This window comes from Hymenobacter cellulosilyticus (assembly GCF_022919215.1).
GTDB lineage: Bacteria > Bacteroidota > Bacteroidia > Cytophagales > Hymenobacteraceae > Hymenobacter > Hymenobacter cellulosilyticus.
Window position 1 is genome coordinate 2,573,538 of record NZ_CP095046.1, and the last position, 17,977, is coordinate 2,591,514.

General features: G+C 59.2%; 23 protein-coding genes. 9 read left to right on the forward strand and 14 right to left on the reverse strand.

The window, feature by feature from the left end; all coding sequences use genetic code 11:
- Position 1 precedes the first annotated feature (1 nt).
- The 8 genes from MUN79_RS12610 to MUN79_RS12645 all read right to left on the reverse strand — a co-directional run bounded on the left by MUN79_RS12610 (position 2) and on the right by MUN79_RS12645 (position 7,144).
- Positions 2 to 535 carry a hypothetical protein gene (locus MUN79_RS12610; protein ID WP_244677968.1) on the reverse strand — a complete coding sequence of 178 codons (534 nt, stop codon included), beginning with the start codon at positions 533 to 535 and terminating at the stop codon, positions 2 to 4.
- Between the two features lie 115 nt (positions 536 to 650).
- Positions 651 to 1,169, reverse strand: coding sequence for a T9SS type A sorting domain-containing protein (locus MUN79_RS12615; protein WP_244677969.1), 519 nt, complete (start codon positions 1,167 to 1,169; stop codon positions 651 to 653).
- A gap of 10 nt (positions 1,170 to 1,179) precedes the next feature.
- Positions 1,180 to 1,524: a hypothetical protein gene (locus tag MUN79_RS12620; RefSeq protein ID WP_244677970.1), complete on the reverse strand. Its 345-nt coding sequence runs from the start codon at positions 1,522 to 1,524 to the stop codon at positions 1,180 to 1,182.
- A gap of 136 nt (positions 1,525 to 1,660) precedes the next feature.
- A complete protein-coding gene (locus MUN79_RS12625) occupies positions 1,661 to 2,122 on the reverse strand; it encodes a peptidase M16 family protein (protein ID WP_244677971.1) in 462 nt (153 codons plus the stop codon).
- Entirely contained in the window at positions 2,086 to 3,231 is a 1,146-nt protein-coding gene (locus tag MUN79_RS12630) for a M16 family metallopeptidase (RefSeq protein WP_244677972.1), read from the reverse strand. Before MUN79_RS12630 ends, MUN79_RS12625 begins: the two co-directional genes overlap by 37 nt.
- Positions 3,232 to 3,274: 43 nt before the next feature.
- On the reverse strand, positions 3,275 to 4,669 hold the full coding sequence (locus MUN79_RS12635) for a M16 family metallopeptidase (protein WP_244677973.1): 1,395 nt from the start codon (positions 4,667 to 4,669) through the stop codon (positions 3,275 to 3,277).
- 212 nt (positions 4,670 to 4,881) lie between these two features.
- On the reverse strand, positions 4,882 to 5,568 hold the full coding sequence (locus MUN79_RS12640) for a hypothetical protein (RefSeq protein ID WP_244677974.1): 687 nt from the start codon (positions 5,566 to 5,568) through the stop codon (positions 4,882 to 4,884).
- A gap of 139 nt (positions 5,569 to 5,707) precedes the next feature.
- Positions 5,708 to 7,144: a dicarboxylate/amino acid:cation symporter gene (locus tag MUN79_RS12645; protein WP_244677975.1), complete on the reverse strand. Its 1,437-nt coding sequence runs from the start codon at positions 7,142 to 7,144 to the stop codon at positions 5,708 to 5,710.
- Positions 7,145 to 7,276: 132 nt separating this feature from the next.
- Here MUN79_RS12645 and MUN79_RS12650 point away from each other — a divergent pair, with 132 nt between their 5' ends.
- A complete protein-coding gene (locus MUN79_RS12650) occupies positions 7,277 to 8,320 on the forward strand; it encodes a dipeptide epimerase (RefSeq protein WP_244677976.1) in 1,044 nt (347 codons plus the stop codon).
- A 19-nt stretch (positions 8,321 to 8,339) separates the two neighbouring features.
- On the forward strand, positions 8,340 to 8,726 hold the full coding sequence (locus MUN79_RS12655; RefSeq protein WP_244677977.1) for a hypothetical protein: 387 nt from the start codon (positions 8,340 to 8,342) through the stop codon (positions 8,724 to 8,726).
- A gap of 67 nt (positions 8,727 to 8,793) precedes the next feature.
- On the opposite strand, the gene MUN79_RS12660 is transcribed toward MUN79_RS12655, so the two are convergent.
- Positions 8,794 to 9,384 carry a DUF6799 domain-containing protein gene (locus MUN79_RS12660; RefSeq protein WP_244677978.1) on the reverse strand — a complete coding sequence of 197 codons (591 nt, stop codon included), beginning with the start codon at positions 9,382 to 9,384 and terminating at the stop codon, positions 8,794 to 8,796.
- A gap of 149 nt (positions 9,385 to 9,533) precedes the next feature.
- On the opposite strand from MUN79_RS12660, the gene MUN79_RS12665 reads away from it, so the two are divergent.
- Genes MUN79_RS12665 through MUN79_RS30045 form a run of 3 tightly spaced genes read left to right on the forward strand, consistent with a single transcriptional unit; the run spans position 9,534 to position 10,681 of the window.
- Complete coding sequence (locus MUN79_RS12665; RefSeq protein WP_311136734.1) at positions 9,534 to 9,989, forward strand: MarR family winged helix-turn-helix transcriptional regulator; 456 nt, start codon at positions 9,534 to 9,536, stop codon at positions 9,987 to 9,989.
- 48 nt (positions 9,990 to 10,037) lie between these two features.
- On the forward strand, positions 10,038 to 10,469 hold the full coding sequence (locus tag MUN79_RS30040) for a YceI family protein (protein ID WP_262923032.1): 432 nt from the start codon (positions 10,038 to 10,040) through the stop codon (positions 10,467 to 10,469).
- A 35-nt stretch (positions 10,470 to 10,504) separates the two neighbouring features.
- On the forward strand, positions 10,505 to 10,681 hold the full coding sequence (locus MUN79_RS30045; RefSeq protein WP_262923062.1) for a YceI family protein: 177 nt from the start codon (positions 10,505 to 10,507) through the stop codon (positions 10,679 to 10,681).
- 155 nt (positions 10,682 to 10,836) lie between these two features.
- Here MUN79_RS30045 and MUN79_RS12675 read toward each other — a convergent pair whose 3' ends face one another.
- Entirely contained in the window at positions 10,837 to 11,394 is a 558-nt protein-coding gene (locus tag MUN79_RS12675; RefSeq protein ID WP_244677979.1) for a hypothetical protein, read from the reverse strand.
- 169 nt (positions 11,395 to 11,563) lie between these two features.
- Here MUN79_RS12675 and MUN79_RS12680 point away from each other — a divergent pair, with 169 nt between their 5' ends.
- From MUN79_RS12680 to MUN79_RS12695, 4 genes are all read left to right on the forward strand, one after another.
- Positions 11,564 to 11,959, forward strand: coding sequence for a hypothetical protein (locus MUN79_RS12680; protein ID WP_244677980.1), 396 nt, complete (start codon positions 11,564 to 11,566; stop codon positions 11,957 to 11,959).
- 89 nt (positions 11,960 to 12,048) lie between these two features.
- Positions 12,049 to 12,819: a hypothetical protein gene (locus MUN79_RS12685; protein ID WP_244677981.1), complete on the forward strand. Its 771-nt coding sequence runs from the start codon at positions 12,049 to 12,051 to the stop codon at positions 12,817 to 12,819.
- A 164-nt stretch (positions 12,820 to 12,983) separates the two neighbouring features.
- Positions 12,984 to 14,291, forward strand: coding sequence for a DUF4132 domain-containing protein (locus tag MUN79_RS12690; RefSeq protein ID WP_244677982.1), 1,308 nt, complete (start codon positions 12,984 to 12,986; stop codon positions 14,289 to 14,291).
- Entirely contained in the window at positions 14,243 to 14,572 is a 330-nt protein-coding gene (locus tag MUN79_RS12695; protein WP_244677983.1) for a DUF7737 domain-containing protein, read from the forward strand. Before MUN79_RS12690 ends, MUN79_RS12695 begins: the two co-directional genes overlap by 49 nt.
- Positions 14,573 to 14,690: 118 nt before the next feature.
- On the opposite strand, the gene MUN79_RS12700 is transcribed toward MUN79_RS12695, so the two are convergent.
- The 4 genes from MUN79_RS12700 to MUN79_RS12715 form a co-directional block, all read right to left on the reverse strand.
- Entirely contained in the window at positions 14,691 to 14,846 is a 156-nt protein-coding gene (locus MUN79_RS12700; protein ID WP_244677984.1) for a hypothetical protein, read from the reverse strand.
- 133 nt (positions 14,847 to 14,979) lie between these two features.
- Complete coding sequence (locus MUN79_RS12705) at positions 14,980 to 15,495, reverse strand: hypothetical protein (protein WP_244677985.1); 516 nt, start codon at positions 15,493 to 15,495, stop codon at positions 14,980 to 14,982.
- Positions 15,496 to 15,539: 44 nt separating this feature from the next.
- Complete coding sequence (locus tag MUN79_RS12710) at positions 15,540 to 16,322, reverse strand: alpha/beta hydrolase family protein (protein ID WP_244677986.1); 783 nt, start codon at positions 16,320 to 16,322, stop codon at positions 15,540 to 15,542.
- 50 nt (positions 16,323 to 16,372) lie between these two features.
- Positions 16,373 to 17,761, reverse strand: a complete 1,389-nt coding sequence (locus tag MUN79_RS12715; RefSeq protein ID WP_244677987.1) for a DPP IV N-terminal domain-containing protein — start codon at positions 17,759 to 17,761, stop codon at positions 16,373 to 16,375.
- Positions 17,762 to 17,977 lie beyond the last annotated feature (216 nt).

Below are 17,977 nucleotides of genomic sequence, written 5' to 3' on the forward strand. Positions count from 1 at the left end.
CTTAAGGCTTTTTGTTCAGCAGCACATACACCGGCTTATCTTGCCCGGTTGGGTCCATGACGTTGATACTATCCTTATCCAGCCGCAGGTCTTTGCGCGTCACTTGGTAGCAGGTGCAGCAGCCGTCTACCGCGTCGGGGCGGCTTTGCACGCGCAACGAGTCAATCACGAACGTCTGTTTGGGTAAGCTGGCGGGCCAGATTTTGTACTGGTACTGGGTAAAGCGCAGCCCGGCGCTGGGAAACGTCAGACTGGTACCCAGGGCAATGGAGTCGTCGACCTGGGCCAGCGTGCGGGTCAGGCGCACCGTGTCGGGCTTGAAGGTACTGCGCGGGGATACCGGCGTGCGGGTAATGATGATGGTAGCCAGCTCCGCGGCGGTAAACGCGCCTGGAGTGCCCGGCTTCACGTTGAAGCGGAAGAACACCACGTTGTCGTAGGCGTCCTGGCAGAAGCAGGATTTGTTGGCGCAGCAGGCACCCAGCGCCAGAGTGGAGCCGAGCAGAAGTAACCGGGTAAAGGAGGAGCGTAGCATAGCAGCCGTAAAGGTAACGTCCGGCGGGCAGCATCCCGGCGTTAGTAGAAATCAAGCCCGACAAAAAAGCCAGCCCCGGAGCGGAGCTGGCTTGTATACGACGAAAGGAGCCGTGTTATTGCTTTACGAAGCGCTTGGTTTCGGTGCCGCTGCGGGTCGTGATTTTGTAGAAATACGTGCCGGCGGGCAAGTCGCTCAGGTTGGTGCTCAGCGTGTGGCTGCCTTTTTCCTGCTCTTCATTCTGCACCACAGGCCGCAAGGTATTACCACGCCCGTCCAGAATTTCAATAGTCACCGGGCCCGCCTTTTTCACGGAGTACTCGAGCTGGTTGGTGGCTACGGCGGGGTTTGGATACACGTTCAGGCCGGCTCCGGCGCCAGCGGAGGCAGAAGGAGTGGGGGCGTTGGGGTCTAGCAGCAAAAACTTGGCGGGCCGGAAAAACTGGCTGAGCTGGCCGTGGCCGCGGAGCCCGTGCCCCAGCTCCTGGCGCTTCTCCAGCTGCCCAGGCGTGGCATTCTTGGCGGCAATGGCCTTGAGGTCGGCGGCCCACTTGTCTTTCTGGGGCTGAATTTCCTGGCTGAGCTGGCTCAGGGGCGCCTCGTACTTCTTGGCGAGCAGGCCCACTTTCACCATAATTTCGCGGTTAGCTGAGCGTAGCTCCTGCAACTGCTGCTTCTGGGCATGGGTCAGAGCAGGGGGCTTTGGGGGTACCGGCAGCTTTCAGGCTTTGGACAAGTCCCTGGCGGCGCTGGCGCAGATCGTGCAGCTCTTTGCGGTAGGTAGCCAGCTGAGCTTTATCATCGGCAGCGAGCTGGGTTTCCAGCTTTTGGCGCTGTTGCCGCACCACAGGCAGCACGTTGGCTTGGTAGTAGGCCTGAATTTCCTGGCGGCCGGGCTTGTCGGGGCGGGAGCCTTGGGCTTGGGCAGTAGCACCCGTGAGCAGCACGAGTAATAGCAGGGACAGAAAGTTAAGCAGGGTTGCTTTCATAATGAGAGAATGAGCCGTTGTTGCTGTTTTCAGATTCATAGATGGCCGGGGGCCGGCAACGTTTAATCAGAAACGAAAAAAACCGCTCCAGCTTATGCCGGAGCGGTTTTGCTATATTCGGAATTCAAGATGCTGGCTACTTACCGGCGGGCTTGAACGTGTCTTTGGTATCAATAATTCTCACCTCCGTCACGTTCAGCTTGTAGTTGGCCACTTGGGCGTCTTCAGCTACTACTTCTTTGGGTAGGCCCTCACTTACCACTTTGGCGTAGCTCATGGGCGAGGGGGTGTTTTGCTTGAGCACGTCGGCCAGGGGCTGGACCTCGCTGTCGTCGGTGACGATGGTGACGTACATGTTCTGCGTCTGCCAATGCTTTTTGATGGCCTTGTTCACGTCGTCCAGAGTGAGCTTGGCAAACTGTCCGTCGAGCTCCTTGAGGTAGTCCTTGCGGCCGTAAAACTTGGAGTCGAGCAGAAAGCCGAGCTGCTTGGAAGGCGTGGTGCCGTAGAGCTTCACGTAGGAGCGCAGGAAGGTGCGGGTGATTTCGAAGTCTTCCTTGCTCATGCCGTTTTTGACCAGATTATCCATTTCGCGCACGGCCAGGCGCAGGGCAAACGGGCGTGGCCCACGGTGAGGCCGCCCAACTCGGTGGGATACTGCTTGCGCAGGCCTTCGGCAATCTGCACCGGGCGCAGCCACAGGCTGGCGTAGTTGGCGTGGCGGGGCACGCCGGGTACGGGCAGCATGTTCTGGCCACCGTTTTCGTACCACTCGATGTAGCTGTAGTCGCCGTAGTTCATCGAGCGGGTCGTGCGGATCTTGTCGTAGAGGCGGCCGTAGCTTTTGCGGTGCTCCCCGAGGTAGGAATTGGCTACCATCAAAGCCGCGAAGTCGTCATTGGCGCGGGTGGTCTGAATGGGGAAGCCGGCGTACACGGCCGAGCCCAGGGCGTCGGTTTTGCTGATAATTTCTACCTGGATGCCTTTGGGCGCGGCCACGGTGGGTACTACGGGCTTAGCGGTGCTCTTGGGCAGCTTGTCCAGGTCGTCCTTGAGCTTTTTGGCAAAGGAAGCCGGGTAATTGCCGGCAATACCGATGGTCAGGTTGTCTTTGCCAAAAGCAGCGGCGTAGTGCTTCTTCACGTCGTCCAGGGTGAGGCTGCGCACGCCGGCGGCGGTGCCGCGGGTCATGTGCTGGAAGCGGGTGCCGCGGAAGAGCTGGTCTTCGAGGGCAAACTTGCTGTAGTCCTCATCCGACGAAGCCCGGATTACCTGCTCCACGTAGTTGAGCTGGTTGGACTTGAGCCGGTCAAAGTCTTCCTGGGTGAAGCTGGGCGTCAGGATCAGACCCTGGAGCACGGGGTAGAACTTGTCGGTAAAGTCCTTGTGAAACTCGAAGGTAAAGGTCGTGACTTCCTTGTCGGTGGTGGCGTAGTAATTGGTGGCCATCGGGTAGAGGAAGTCCTTGAGCTGAGCCGCCGTCATGGCCTTGGTGCCGCCTTCCGTTACGAGTTGGCTGGTCAGAAACGTCAGGCCTTCCTTGCCCACGGGGTCGGCGGAGGAGCCGTTGCGGAACTGCAGCTTCACTACCACTTTCGAGGCATTGGGCTGACGCAGCTCTACCACATCGGCGGCTTGCGCCAAGTTCGCCCCAACTGGGCCCAGCAGGGCGGCCGCCAGCAGCAGGCGGGAAAAAGTATGTTTCATTGGAAGAAGAATCGAGGAGAAAGAGAGAATGTAAACCCGCGCCTTACTGCACGCCGCCGGTAGCGTTGGGCCCAATGGTGCCCACGGTGAGGTGCTCGGGCACGAAGTACTTCTTGGCTGCGGCCTGAATGTCGGCGGGCGTTACCTGGTCGTAGAGGGCGTAGAAGTTGTTCAGGCTCTGTGGGTTGCCGGTCAGCCAGATAAACTCGGCCAGGCCATTGGCAATCTGGTCGGGCGAGTCGAGGCCCATCAGGAAGCTGTACTTCAGCGCCGACTTGGTATCAGCCAGGCGCTTGGCGTCCACGGGCGTGGTTTTCAAGTCTTCCAAGGCTTTGGTAATCTCATCCTTCACGTAAGCCATGTCGGCGGCTTTTACCACCGAAGCCCGGATAGAAGTCAGGTACGGGTCGCGGGTATAGTTGGGCGAGCCGCCCACGAAGCGCACTTTCTGCTCTTTCACCACCAGCTTCTGGTACAGCGGGGAGTTGTCCGAAAACAGCATTGTAGTCAGAATATCCAGGGCGGGCAAATCCTTGCTCTGGTCGTTGAAGGCCGGGCCGCGGTAGCTCAGGCTTACCAGGGGCGGGAAGTTGGCGTTCTGAATGTGCACGTAGCGCGGGGCCGTCTGCTCGGGCTCCTGGGTAATGGCAGGCTGGTAGGAGCCACGCTTCCACATGCTGAAATACTTGTCGGCCAGCTGGTTTACCTGCTCGGGCTTCACGTCGCCGACCACCAGCAGGGTGGTGTATTCGGGGCGGTAAAACCGGTCGAAGAACTGCAGGGAGTACTGGTACTGGTTAGGCATGTCCACCACATCCTTAAAGAAGCCCATGGTGGTGTGCTCGTAGGTGTGCTTGTCGAAGGCGGCATCGGCCACTTTCTCGTTGAGCTGGGTGTAGAGCGAGGCCGAGTTCTTGGTGTACTCGCCCTTCACGGCGCCGGCTTCGGCCTTAAAGTCGTGCTCGGCGTACTTGAGGTGCTGAAACCGGTCGGCTTCCACTTCCAGCATTTTCTCTAGCATGGTGGCGTTGCCGGTCATGTGGTACACGGTGCGGTCCAACGACGTATTGGCGTTGGCCGAGGCACCTACCGACTTGAGAACCTGGTCGTACTGCTCCTTGCTGTACTTCTCGGTGCCCCGGAACATGACGTGCTCAAAGAAGTGGGCAAAGCCCGTGTGGCCGGGCTCCACTTCGTCGCGGGAGCCGGCCCGCACCACCAGGAACACGGATGCCAGGCCGGGCGAGTCGAACGGGACGGTCACCACGTTCATGCCGTTGGCCAACTGCTTCTGCTGCATGGGGTAGGGAAAAGCCGGGGCAGTAGCGGAGGCTGCGGCCGGCGTAGCGGCTGCCGGAGCAGCCTTTTTTTGCGCCTGAGCCAGGGGCGCAGCCAGAAGACCGGCAGCGAGCAGCCAGGTCTGGACGGAGTGTTTCATGCGAGGAAAAGTAAGTGAATGAGCCGTAACACTTCCCGGAGGCGCGCTACGCGCCAAAGGAACCGTTACTGACCCAAAGGTTGCACCTGCGCCGCGTTGTTTTGCGCTTCCCGGCGGCCGTTTTTTTGGTAGCAGGGACCTAACAGAAAAGGCGGCCCGTCGGGGCCGCCTTTGCGCTTATACTGGGCTGGAGAATTGGGAAACCAACCCGTTTACTTGGTTTTGGTCGAGTCGGCTGCGGCCGGATCCGGGGCCGCAAGAATAGAGCCCGGCACGTCGCTGATGGTAACAACCCCGGCCGTTCTGACCAGAATGAGCTGCTCGCGCAAGGTACCGGCGTCGGCCGCCAGCTGGGGCCGGATTTCGTTCAGCGCCTGCCGAACTGCCTCGATATCAGCCAAACGAGGGGCTCCTTTCTGGGAGTAGCCGTGGTAGAAGGCCACCCGGATTTTAGAAGCGCCCTTGCCCTTGTAAGTAGCCAGCACGTTGCCCTTGACATCTACAATCTGCAGCTCTGCCTGAGCCGTAGCCTGGAAGTATTCAATCGGAATGCCCAGCATGGCCGGCGTCAGTAGGGTCGCCAGCTGCACGATGTGCAGGCCGCGGGCCGTGCGCTTGGCCGTGGCCTTGGTAATGTGCAGCCGGACCGTGCCGTAGGTGGTCGTGTCCTTGGCATCCATCAGGTTGCGCTGCAGTTCCAGCTGAAAAAGCTTCTGGGCATCGTCGGGCGTGGCGCCGTTGGAGCTGTGCAGGGGTTGAGCATCTACGGCCACTTCCAGCACCGGCAGCCGCGGATTCAGGGCCGCTTCGGGCACGGTAAACAGAGCCTTTTCCAGGGAGCGGCAGCCCGCCGTCAGGACCAGCAAGCAAAGCAGGGAAATTTGAAATAAATACCTCATGCAGATTTGGTTAGAAAGTAGCAAGCTGAGTAAGGTGGGTTTTCAACGCGAATTACGCCCAGACGTTCCGTTTTTGCCGTTCGGCCGCGGACAGAACCCAGTGCCCTGCCAGCGGCCGAAGTCAGCCGCTAAGGCCGGGTTAGTGCGCGTGCTGAGCCAGGCTGCTGTCGGCCTCGGCCAGGTCGTCGAGGGGCGGGGCCACGTAGTTGTCGACGAACTCGCCTTCCCAGCGGGCAATAACGGCCGAAGCTAGGCAGTTGCCGATAACGTTGACGGCCGTGCGGGCCATGTCCATCAGCGCATCAATACCCAGAATGATGAACACCGGCCAGGAGGGCAGGTTGAACGAAGCCACCGTGGCCAGCAGAATAACCAACGAAGCCCGCGGTACGCCTGCTACGCCCTTGCTGGTCAGCATCAGGGTGAATACCATCACCAGCTGCTGCCCAAACGACAGCTCGACGCCGGCGGCCTGGGCCACGAATACGGCGGCCAGCGACAGATACAGCGTGGTGCCGTCGAGGTTAAAGGAGTAGCCCGTTGGCATGACGAAGGCTACCACCCGGCGCGGCACTCCAATGCTTTCCATGGCTTCCATGGCCCGGGGCAGGGCCGCTTCCGAGGAAGTAGTGGCAAAGGCAATGCTGACCGGCTCGGCAATGGCCTGCACGAACCGCTTGATTGGAATGCGGGCAATCAGGGCCACCGGCACCAGGATCAGGATCAGGAAGGCAATCAGGGCCGCGTAGAGCGTCAGCAGCAGCTGCACGGCATTTACCAGGGGCCCGAAGCCCATCTTGCCCACGGTGTAGGCAATGGCGCCGCCCACGCCCAGCGGGGCGAAGAACATAACCACGTTGGTGAACTTAAACATCACCTCCGACAAGCTTTCCGACCATTCCACCATGGGGCGGCGGTGCTTGTCGTGGACCATAGCCAGGCCGATGGCGAAAATGATGGCGAATACCACTACCTGCAGCACCTGCCCCTCGGCTATTGATTTGGCAATGTTTTCGGGGAAAATGTGGGTGATGATGTCGGCTGCGCTCTGCTTGGGCGCGGCCGCAATGGTTTCATTCACGTTGTTGTTGGCCTGAGCAGCAGCCAGCACGGCCGGGTCGAGGCGGCCGGCCTTGGTCAGATTGATGGCGGCCAGACCGATGAACAGGGCGAAGGTGGTTACTACCTCGAAGTACACCAGGGCCTTGACGCCCATGCGGCCCACCTTTTTCAGGTCGGCGTGGCCGGCAATGCCCACTACCAACGTGGCAAATACCAGCGGGGCAATGATGGTCTTGACCAGGCGCAGGAACACGTCACTGAGCACTTTCAGGTTTTGGGCCTGCTGCGGGAAGTCGGCTCCGGCCTCGGCCCCAACGAACATGCTCACCACAATCCAGAAGGTGAGGGAGCGGCGCTGGGTGGCGTAGGCCACCATGGCGAGCAGTGCCACCCAGCGGGCGGCCATGGGTACCACGTCGGGCAGGCTGCCGGGATTGTAGGCGTGCAAAACGGTGAGGGCCCCGGCTACCACGAGCAGCAGCAAGACCAGAAGAGCAAGGCGGGAAAACTTCATGCGGGAAAAATCGGAGGGAAAACGAGGCGGGAAACTCAGCAAAGATAGGTTATTGAGTTTCGTAGTGAATTGCTCCCTATCAATCTTGTTTTTCCGTACATCTGTACTGGTTTCTACTCTATCTATTTTCCTGTGCCGCTACCCTGGACCCTGGCTGCTCACGAGCTGCCGCTACGTTATACCTGGAAACTTTCCCGCAACGCCACCGATACGAAAACGAACCTGGTCGTGCGGGTAGGGGAGGGCTCCAGCTCGGGGTGGGGCGAGGCCGCGCCCAACGTGCGCTACGGCGAAACGCCCGCCGGCCTGATGGCCGAGTTTGAGGCCCTGCTGCAGGACGGGCTGGGCCAGTGCACCCGCTTGCCCGAGCTGGAAGAGTTTCTGACCAAAAAGGCGCCTTCCCACGCCCTGCGCTTCGCCCTGGAGTCGGCGTTTGTGCACCGCGAAGCCGCCTTGCAGGGCCAGTCGGTGTCGGCGTGGCTGGGCGTGCCCGCTCCGAGCCGACCGGTAGCCACGGCTTTTACGCTGCCCATCATGGAGCCTGGTGCGGTGGCCGCCTTTGTGCAGGAGCAGCGCATGAGCCGCTTTGCCCAGATCAAAGTCAAGGTAAACCAGGAAAGCGGGTTCGATTTGCTGCGGGCCCTGACGCAGGCCTTGCCCGGCCGCGAAATTCTTATCGACGGGAACGAAGCCTGGACCGACGCCGACTCGCTGTTGCAATTCCTGGAGCAGACCCAGACCCTGCCCGGCCTGCGGGTGCGCTTGCTGGAGCAGCCCCTGCCCGCCCATTGCCCCGACGACTACCGCTACCTGCGCAGCCGGTCGCATTGGCCCGTGTTTGCCGATGAGTCCGTAACCGACACAGCCGACTTTGCCAGCATTGCCCAGCAGTTTCACGGCGTAAATATGAAGCTGATGAAGGCCGGCGGCTACCTCAACGGCCTGCGGCTGCTGCAAAAGACCCGCGTCCACGGCCTTCAAACGATGCTGGGCTGCATGGTCGAAACCTCGTTGGGCATCTGGTCGGCCCTGCAGATCAGCCACCTGGCCGAGGTCTGCGACCTGGACGGCTTCCTCATTCTGCGCGACGAGCCGTTTGGGCTGGTGCGGGAAGCCGACGGGGTGCTCACGCCGCTGCCCGTGTGCTGGAAGTCGTTGCGGCCAGTGGTGAGTTAATGGGCAAACTTACAGGGTATTGAAAATGCTGGCGAAAAATAGAATGACACTAGCGCTGGGCTTGGCACTGGCGTCTTGCAGCGTACGAGAAGACGTGGTGTTTTCAGCCTTTGATGAGCTGCATTATCTCCAGCTGTACGAGAAAAACAACGAATTTGAAATTCTGCATAATGGTCTGAACACGGCCCAAGGCCGGTATCAGGTAAAAGGCGACACCATTCTGCTGAACTACCTGCCGGGGCAGTTCACGGTTAAAAGAAGCGAAGAGTTGGATGGAGCCAATGCCAAGCTGACCCGAATAGTAATTATTGACCGAAAGCAAAGCCACATCCGCTCGGCCGATAAGCACCCTTTCTGCGCCCAGATTACCGTCAATCGGCTTACTCGAGCAACGTCTATACAATAAGCAAAGCGCCACCCGTAGCAGGTGGCGCTTTGTCTGTATCCTTATAACGAAGTCAGTATTGGAAAGCTTACTTCACCTGCCGCAGCTGCTCATCCAGGGCCTTAATCTGCTGGTCGAGCTGGCTGGTGTCGGCGGGGCGCTGGGTGCCGGAGCTCAAAAGGCTGATTTTGTCGTTGAGAAGCTGGATTTTCTGGGCCATTAGGGTGAGGCGGTTGTTGAGGCTGGTCAGGCGCGTCTCCATGTCGGCAGTGGTCGGCGGGGAGTTGCGGTCCACGTACTGCTCGTACTGGGCGCCAGCCGGGGCGGTAGTGCCCCGGGCTGCGGCCGCGCTGCCGGGCGTGGCAAACACAATGTCGCCCTGCATGGTCACGTAGTCACCTTCCTTGAGCGTGGTTTTTTTGCCGCCGGGCAGCTCCACAATCCCGCTCTTATAGTTCACCTTTGTGCCATTGCTCAGCACCACGTTCTTGGTTAAGGGCTTGGTGCTCGAGCCCGAGCGCAGCACTACTTCGCCCTCGCGCATCAGAAACTGGTCGGTAGTATTGGCCGAAATGGCGCCGAGCACGGCGGGCTTGGGCTGAGCCGGGGCCTGGGCCAATGCACTGAGCGGGCTGGCCAGGGCCAACAATAGAAGGGCGGGGAGGAGATGACGATTCATGGCGCGGTGTTTGGTTAATACGCTGAGCTTACGGGTTTGCCGCAATTCAGTTTTTGCCGCATCCGGGCCCCCGAAAAATAAATTTGGTGAACTATGTTGCGACATTAAATGTATGTACATATATTTGCAACGTAATCCAGCCCGGCTGAATGCAGACCATGAGAATCGAAGACGAAATAAAGCAGCCCGTGTTTAAGGATGAGTACCAGAAAGGCCTGATCAATCTGGTATACACGGCCGGCTGGCTGCAGCAGCAGCAGCAGGCTTCCTTCCGCGAATTCGACATTACACTGCCCCAATTCAACATTCTGCGCATTCTGCGCGGTCAGCACCCCAAGCCGGCTACGGTCAACCTGCTCATTGAGCGCATGCTCGACAAAACCAGCAATGCTTCCCGCATCGTCGATAAGCTCGAAGCCAAGGCCCTGGTGACGCGCACCGTGTGCCCCAGCAACCGCCGGGCCGTGGATATCCGCATCACCGACAGCGGCCTGGAGCTGTTGCAGCGCATGGATGCCAGCGTGGATTTGCACCACGGCCTCAAGACCCTGACGTTGGAAGAAGCCCAGCAGCTCAACACCATTCTCGATAAAATCCGCGACTGACGTTTTTCAGTCAACCCCATACCGTTCCCCTTTTACTTTCCTTTAGTCATGAAAAAATTTGCTCTTTCCGCTCTGTTCGTTGCTTCTATCATGATTGCTCCGGCCGTTGCCAAAGATCCTTCGGCTCCGAAAGCAGCCACCAGCACCAAGGCCGCCGCTACGGTGTACAAAGTGCAGCCACAACTCAGCACCCTGGGCTGGGTTGGCAAAAAAGTGACGGGCCAGCACAGCGGTACCATCCAGTTCAAAAGCGGTGACGTGGAAGTAAAAGGCAACCAAATCACCGGTGGCACTTTCGTCATCGACATGAACTCGCTGAAGGTTACCGACATCACCGACGCCGACACCAACGGCAAACTGATGGGCCACCTGCGCTCCGACGACTTCTTCAGCATTGAGAAGAATGCTACGTCGACCTTCAAAATCACCAAGATTACCCCATCAAAGGCGCTGCCGCTGATGCTAACAACGCTACCGTAACCGGTAACCTGACCATCAAGGGCATCACCAAGCCAATCAGCTTCCCCGCCAAAATCGGCGTGAAAAACGGCGTAGCTGCCGCTTCGGGCACCGCTACCATCGACCGGACCCAGTTTGACATCAAATACGGCTCGAAGTCGTTCTTCGAAAGCATTGGCGACAAAGCCATTGATAACGACTTCACCCTGAGCTTCAACGTTATTGCCAAGTAATAACCAGAAGTAGCAATTCTAAAAAAGCCCCCGTCGTGCTACACGACGGGGGCTTTTTTTGTGGGCAAAAAGCCCAATGCGAAGCTGGCTTACCTGCCACCGCCGGCGGGCAGAACTAAAAGTTGTTCTCTGAAGCCCGGCCCCAGCGCATGGCGCTATTCCGGCACTACCAGCTCCCGGGGCAGTTCGAAGCGTAGGTTGCGGCTTTTGCTACGGCCGTGGAGCTGCTGCAGAAAATCGTCGAGCTCGGGCTTGTATTCCAGCCACAGGTCCTCGTGCAGGTTAGCCAGGATAAGCTGGGCAGTACGGGCCGTAAGCCGGGCCGTACTCACGTAAAAGCCATTATAGGGCGAGTCGAACTGCCCGGTATAGTTGTCGAAAATCAGGCGCAGGGCGTAGAGGTTCAGGTCAATTTCCAGACGCTTGTCCTTGGTAATGCGGCGGGAGCGGGCACTTTCCTTCACGGCCTTGCCCAGCGCCTTATTCAGGCTGCGGTTGAGCAGGCGCCCGGTCACGGCCACGTTGAATAGCTCATGAATTCGGTCGGTGGTCTGCTCATATACCTGCTCCACCGTTACTTCGGGCAGCAGCTCGAATACCAGGGTTTCGTAGAGCTCAGCGTCGCGGCGCACGGCCCGCAGCAGCAGCTTTTCCTTGTCGGCATCAGGCAGGCGCTTCAGAGCTTTCTTGAATTCAGAGGAGGGAACGGGCATAGAGGAAAGTTCGCAGGAAAAAACGAAGAACTAAACAGGCAATACGCCCGCGACAAAAAACGGGTACTAAAGAATTGTGTTTGCTAACAATTTTAGTACCTTGCTTCGGCTAACGGCGTTAGTTTGGCGCCCAGGCCTACTGATTCCATTCACTTACTTGTTCTTCGTTATGGCCTTACTTACGATTCAGGATGAAACCGTTGCGGGCGGTGTCCTCAACCGGCTGGAGCTGGAAATAGCCCAAGAAATGCTCACCGTGCGCGAGTTAATAGCCCGCCGTGTAGCGCAGGAAGTAATTGCGTACAACACCCGGCAGCAGGAAATATTTCAGGGCTTAGTGCAGCCCACCGAGTCGGAGCGGGTGCTCAACGGGTTCCGGATGTTGCGCCAAGCTAAGCCAATTGATACCGAAGTCCAGTTGTATAAAGCCTTGGAGGGCTTCCTGCAAAACAGCTATTTCGTGCTGGTTAATGACCGGCAGGTCGATAGTTTAGAAGAAGAAGTATGGCTGGGAAGCGGAGCTACGGCCAGCTTTATTAAGCTTACTCCGCTGGTGGGCGGCTGAGCATAACGCGGCGTAACGCCTCTGCGGAATATTAGCGGGATGCCTGCCGTGGCGCAACTGCTACTTTATGGGCTATTTCAGCTTTTTCGATGACTACCAAGAGCACGACTTATATTGCTAAAATACGGAGCACCAGCCCGGAGGCGCTGGAAATGCAGCCCGTGCTGCTCGATATGCTTCTGGAATTTGAAAAGCAGGCCGGCAGCTACTGGGACCTGACTTTGTCGGAACTTACAGCTTATGCAAACCTGAAAAACCAGAGCCCGGCCTACAAGGGTCGGCTGGTGCTGGCCACGGCCGAAGCCATGCCCGGTCTGGCACACGACAGCAAAGCCCGGCACTTGCTCGATACGCTGCTCAAGGTACTGTTGCGCTCAACGCTGGAGCTGAGCAATGCGGCATTTGTGCGCCTGCTGGAGCAATTCAAGCTCGGTAAGGAAGCTACGCCCGATACCATTATTGCCTCATTATACACATATCCGGTGACGGCGGTGCTAACTCAGTTAGAGAAGCAAGTCAAAAAGCAGCCGTTGGATGAAACCCTGACCACCTACCTAAAGGAGCTGCTAGTTAAAATCGGGGACTATACGGGCTACGCACCTTTGGTGAAAGTGCGGATAAAAGTTCAGGACATTCTGGCCCAAACCGACCGAGAGGCGCTGCCTACCGTCATATTCTCCGGCAACGATGCTTTCGGACAGGCGCTTAATGAGTTTATTGAGGAGCTAGAGCCCCTACGGCCCGGCCTTGGCTGCAGCTGTTACAGCTTTGGCACAAAGCCAGCGGGGCTCAGCCCACGGCCAAGTTTAAGAAGGAAGCCGAGGCTGCCATTGCCGCAGTTGGCCAGGAAATCGTGGTAGCGCACTACGGTGTTTGGCTGGCCGGTCTAACGCAGCTGCCCATTCAGACCTTCCATCTCAACGACGACCCTAGCTCGTATTCAAATTCGTATCTGCTGACGGACTCGAATCTGAACACCGCCAAAGGGCTTGTCTGGACAAGTATTTCTCTGCTTACGCCGGCCATGTATTCCTCCCTTGCGGAACTGGCCCTGAAGTGCTACCACAGAGTTCCGGGGCAGGGGCCAGTGGCCGTTAGCCTGGGCAATGCCTGCGTAATGGCCCTGGCCCAGTCTGGGCTGCCGGGTATTGCTCACCTCTCGCGGTTGCGCCAAAGGGTAAAGCAAACCAGCACGCAAGCCCTGATTGGCAGCCACATCAAAAAAGCTTCCCGGGAACTAGGCGTGACGCCCGCCGAGATTGAAGATATGGCCGTCCCAACCTGCGGCCTCGTGGCAGGCCGGGCGCGTTTCGAACTGGGCGAGTACCGGGCCGAATTGCTGCTCACGGGCGGTAAAGCCGAAGTGCAGTGGGCCAAGGATGGTAAGCAACTTAAGTCGGCACCGGCGGCGCTAAAGCAAAGCCACGCTGCTGAGCTCAAAGACCTGAGAGAGGCCCAAACCCTGGCCCAGCAAACGCTGACGGCGCAGCGGGAGCGGCTGGACCGCAGCTTTGTGGAGGGCCGGCAGCTGCCTCTGGCTTGGTTTGAGCAATACTACCTGGAGCACGGCTTGCTCGGTTACCTGACCCGCCAGTTGATCTGGCGCTTCCACCAGCCCGACGGCTCTCACACCGATGCCCTTTGGCTGAATGAGGCCTGGCATGATGCCCAGGGCCAGCCGTTGCCTCCGCTAACGACGGCAGTTCGGGTGCAGCTTTGGCACCCCGTGCTGGCCCCGACGAACGAGGTGCAGGCGTGGCGCAAACTACTGGAAGACAGGCAGCTGCGGCAACCGCTAAAGCAGGCGTTTCGGGAACTGTACCTGCTTACGCCGCCCGAGGAGCGTACCGGTACGTATTCCAACCGCATGGCCGCCCACGTATTGCGCCAGCACCAATTCAATTCCCTGGCCAAGCTGCGCGGCTGGCGTTATAGCCTCCTGGGGGCTTACGACAAGGGGTACGACTCGGACTCGGCCACGCTGCCGGTGCCCGGCCACGACTTGGAGGCGGAGTTTTGGGTGAGTGAAGTCAATGCCGATGACGCCTTCAACGCCACGGGTATCTGGAATTACGTCAGCACCGACCAGGTCCGCTTCGTCAATAACCACGGGCCCGTGCCGCTGACGGAGGTGCCGCCGCTGGTTTTCTCCGAAGTGATGCGCGACGTAGACCTGTTTGTAGGCGTGGGCAGCGTGGGCAACGACCCACAGTGGCGCGACAACGGCGGCCTGCCAGCTTACCGCAACTACTGGGAAAGCTACAGCTTCGGCGAATTGGGGAAGTGGCCAAAAACCGCAAGCTGGCTTTGGAGCGGCTGGTGCCCCGCATGAAAATCGGGAAGGTGAGCGAAATTCAGGACCGGTTTCTGGTGGTGCGCGGCAAGCGGCGTACCTACAAAATTCACCTGGGCTCGGGCAATATCCTGATGGAGCCCAACGACCAGTACCTGTGCATCGTGCCGGACCGCTCCGCCAAAACTCCGGGCGCGGCCGACGTGTTTCTTCCTTTCGAAGGCGACGCGGTGCTGTCCATTATCCTGAGCAAAGCTCTGCTGCTGATGGACGACGACAAGATTACTGACGAGACCATCAACCGCCAGATTGGGCGGTAAAAAGAAGTTGAGCATCAACAAAAAAGCCACTTCCGACGCGGGAAGTGGCTTTTTTGTTGGGTTACTCCTGAAGCTCGCCTGATGCTACGCCGTCAGACTCGGATAATAAGCACTACGCTTAGAAGACAAAGCCAAATACCGCGCGGGCGGAGAACAGCAGGGGGTTGAGGGCAGGGCCGGCTACTTCCTGCTTGTAATCGGTGGCGTGGTAGCGGCCTTTGCCAATGCGGGGCGAGTAGTTGAGGTGCAGCCCCACCACGCAGCGCTTGAGCACGGCCGCGTCGAAGGGTAGAGCTCGTAGTGTGCGCCCAACGCCAGGCCCGTGCTGCGGTAATTCAGAGTGCGGGCAAAGGCCGGGCCGGTCAGCAAGCCGCCAGCCCCCGTAGTGCCGTTCGGGTCGAAGTCTGTCAGCGTGATATCGGCCGAGGCGTAGGTGACGCCCAGCGTGGGAGTGAAGGACTGCGAATGTTTGCGGTTGAAAAATGCGTAACCCACGTAGTTGAGTGCGTTAGACGACTTAAGCTCGGTACGAAGGTTTTTGTCGCGCCGCTTGGTGTCGTATACCACGCCTTCGATGCCCAGCACCACGTGCTTAAACCGGATACTGCCGCCCCGCCGTAGCCGAACTGCCCGTTGTCTACCTGCGGAAACCCAGCCTGCCGGAGCAGGTCGTTGAGGCCACCGTAGCGGGCCGCTGCATAGCCTAGCCCCACGAAAGCCTGCCCGCTGAAGTTCCGAAACCCGGCTTCATTGATGGCCGTGGCCTTGATAAAATCAACCGAATCCACCCGAACTTCCAGTGCGTCGCCGGTCTGGCCGCTGCGGTAAGGCAAGCGCACCGGGCCGGGCTGGGCCACCTGGGCGCGGCCCATCATTGGCCAACCCAGCAATAGGCCGCACAGGGCCATTAGAAAAGACTTCATCGGCAAAATACTAGGGCGGGAAATAGGAAAGGCGGCCGACGGGCCTACAAATGCTCGTCGAAGTACTGGGTAATCTTGGTGTAGAGGTGGACCCGGTCTTTGCCGCCCACGTTGTGCGGGTGACCCGGGTACACGAAGTAGTCGAGCTGTATGCCCTTGTCTACGGCGGCCTTAAGGTAGCTCAGGCTGTGCTGCCACACCACCACGTCGTCTACGGTGCCGTGAATGAGCAGCAGGCGGCCCTGAAGCTTGTCGACATGGTTGAGCAGGTTGGCTTGCTTGTAGCCCTCGGGGTTTTCCTGGGGCGTATCCATGTAGCGCTCCGTGTACATTACCTCGTACAGGCGCCAGTCGATAACCGGGCCGCCGCCCACACCCACTTTAAACGTGCCGGGGCTGCGCGTCATCATCGTTGTGGTCATGAAGCCGCCGAAGCTCCAGCCGTGGATACCGATTCGGGCGGCGTCCACGTAGGGCAGGCTTTTCAGATACTCTACGCCCTTGAGCTGGTCCTGCATTTCCTGGGTGCCCAGCTGCCGGAAGGTGGCCCGCTCGAAAGCCGAGCCCCGGTTGCCGGAGCCGCGGGAGTCGAGGGTAAACACCACATAGCCTTTCTGCGCCATGAGCTGCATCCACAGGTTGGAGCCGCCCAGCCAGGAGTCCGTCACGAGCTGCACGTGCGGACCGCCGTAGAGGTAGACGACCGTAGGATATTTCTTGCTGGGGTCGAAGTTGGGCGGGGTAATCAGGCGGCAGTACAGGTCGGTTTGCCCGTCGGCGGCCTTGATGGGAAACAGCTTGGTTTGGCCCAGCTGGTAGTCGGCCACGGGGTTAGGCGCCGTGAGCAGGGTTTGCGCGGCTTTACCGGTTTTGACGCTTACGGTCCGGATAATGCGGGGTGTGGTGGCCGAGCTGAAGTTGTCAAGCAGGAAGTTGCCGTCGGGCTGAGGGTGGCTGTGTGGGTGCCGGCCTCGGGCGTGAGCTCCCGCACCTTGCCGCCGCTGAGCTTCACGCTGTAGATGCGGCGCTGCAAAGGGCTGGCCGCCGTGCTCTGAAACACGATTTCGCGGTTGTTATCGGCAAAGCCCAGCACGTCAGTTACCTGCCAGGGGCCTTTCGTCAATTGGCGCAGCAGTTTGCCGCTGGTCGAGTAGAGGTAGAGGTGGTTGTAGCCGTCGCGCTGAGTTTGCCAGAGAAACTGGCCCGCGTGGCCGGGTACGAACTGCACCGGGTGCAGGGGCTCGACGAAGGTTTTGTCGTCCTGCTCCTCAAACAAGGTCTTGACCAAGGCGCCCGAAGCCGCGTCGTACTGCCGCAGCCACATGTGGTTCTGGGCCCGGTTGAGCACGGCCACGTAGATAAACTTCTCGTCGGGGCTCCAGCTCAGGTTGGTCAGGTATTGCTCCCGAGGCTCCCCGGTTTGCAAAAACACGGTTTTGCGGGTGTTCAGATCGTACACGCCCACGGTTACCTCGTGGCTTTTGTCGCCGGCCATGGGGTACTTAATGGGCACGGCCTGGGCCGGGGCGGGCAGCACCGTCACGATGGGGTAGTCGGTCACCATCGTCTGGTCCATGCGGTAGAAGGCCAGCTTCTGGCCCTGGGGGCTCCAGAATGTGCCCTTGGTAATGCCAAACTCCGAGCGGTGGGCTGCCTGCCCGTTCACGATGCCGGGATTAGACTCCTGAGTCACGGCCTCGTTTTCGCGGCCCGGCAGCGAGATGTACAGGTTCTGCGCCTTGGTGTAAGCTACCCGGGTTTTGGTTGGGTCCAGCTCCACGTTTTCGGCGGCCGAGTCGTAGCCAAACAGGCGAACTGGCACTGGGCCAGAGGTGCTGGTGCCGCTTCCCATTTCCCCCTGAAACGACTTGCTGGCAAACTCAACCCGCCAAGCCTGATGGTCGGAGAGGAGAACAAACTCATTTGGCTTCGTCCATTGCACAGTCGGGAAGCTGCTTGCCTCCAGGTTGTTACCGGCAGCTTTGAGGGCACTGTTCAGGAAGGCTAGCGGAACTGTTGCCGTGGGCTTTTCACTTTGTGCATTGCCAATTACCAGTTCATCCTGTCCTTTAAAAGCGTTGGGGCGCACATAGGAGTAAGAGGCCGAACCCGGAATCCAGGTAAGCTGCCGCAGGTTCTGGGGTTGCAGGCTGCGGTTGAGGAAGGCATCTTCCATGGTGAGCCGCTGCTGCTGGGCCCGGGCCGGCAGCTGGCTCACCAGCGCCAGCACGAGCACAAAACTCAGGCGCGAAGTGAAATGGAGCATAAACTACGGAAAGGAGGGAAGGTTCAGGGCAGGAAATTACGCCGGATTTGCGAAGAACCCCACGGTAATTATCCAGCTTGCTCTTTCCCGTTTTACCCGGATTTGGCCGCATATAGGCCGGCTAAAATATTCGCCCCGGGCCCGGAAACGATTCTGGCCCCTAGTGGGTTATACTGCCCAGGGCAAGCCTGGTAAACACGGTTTTTTACCCGATTT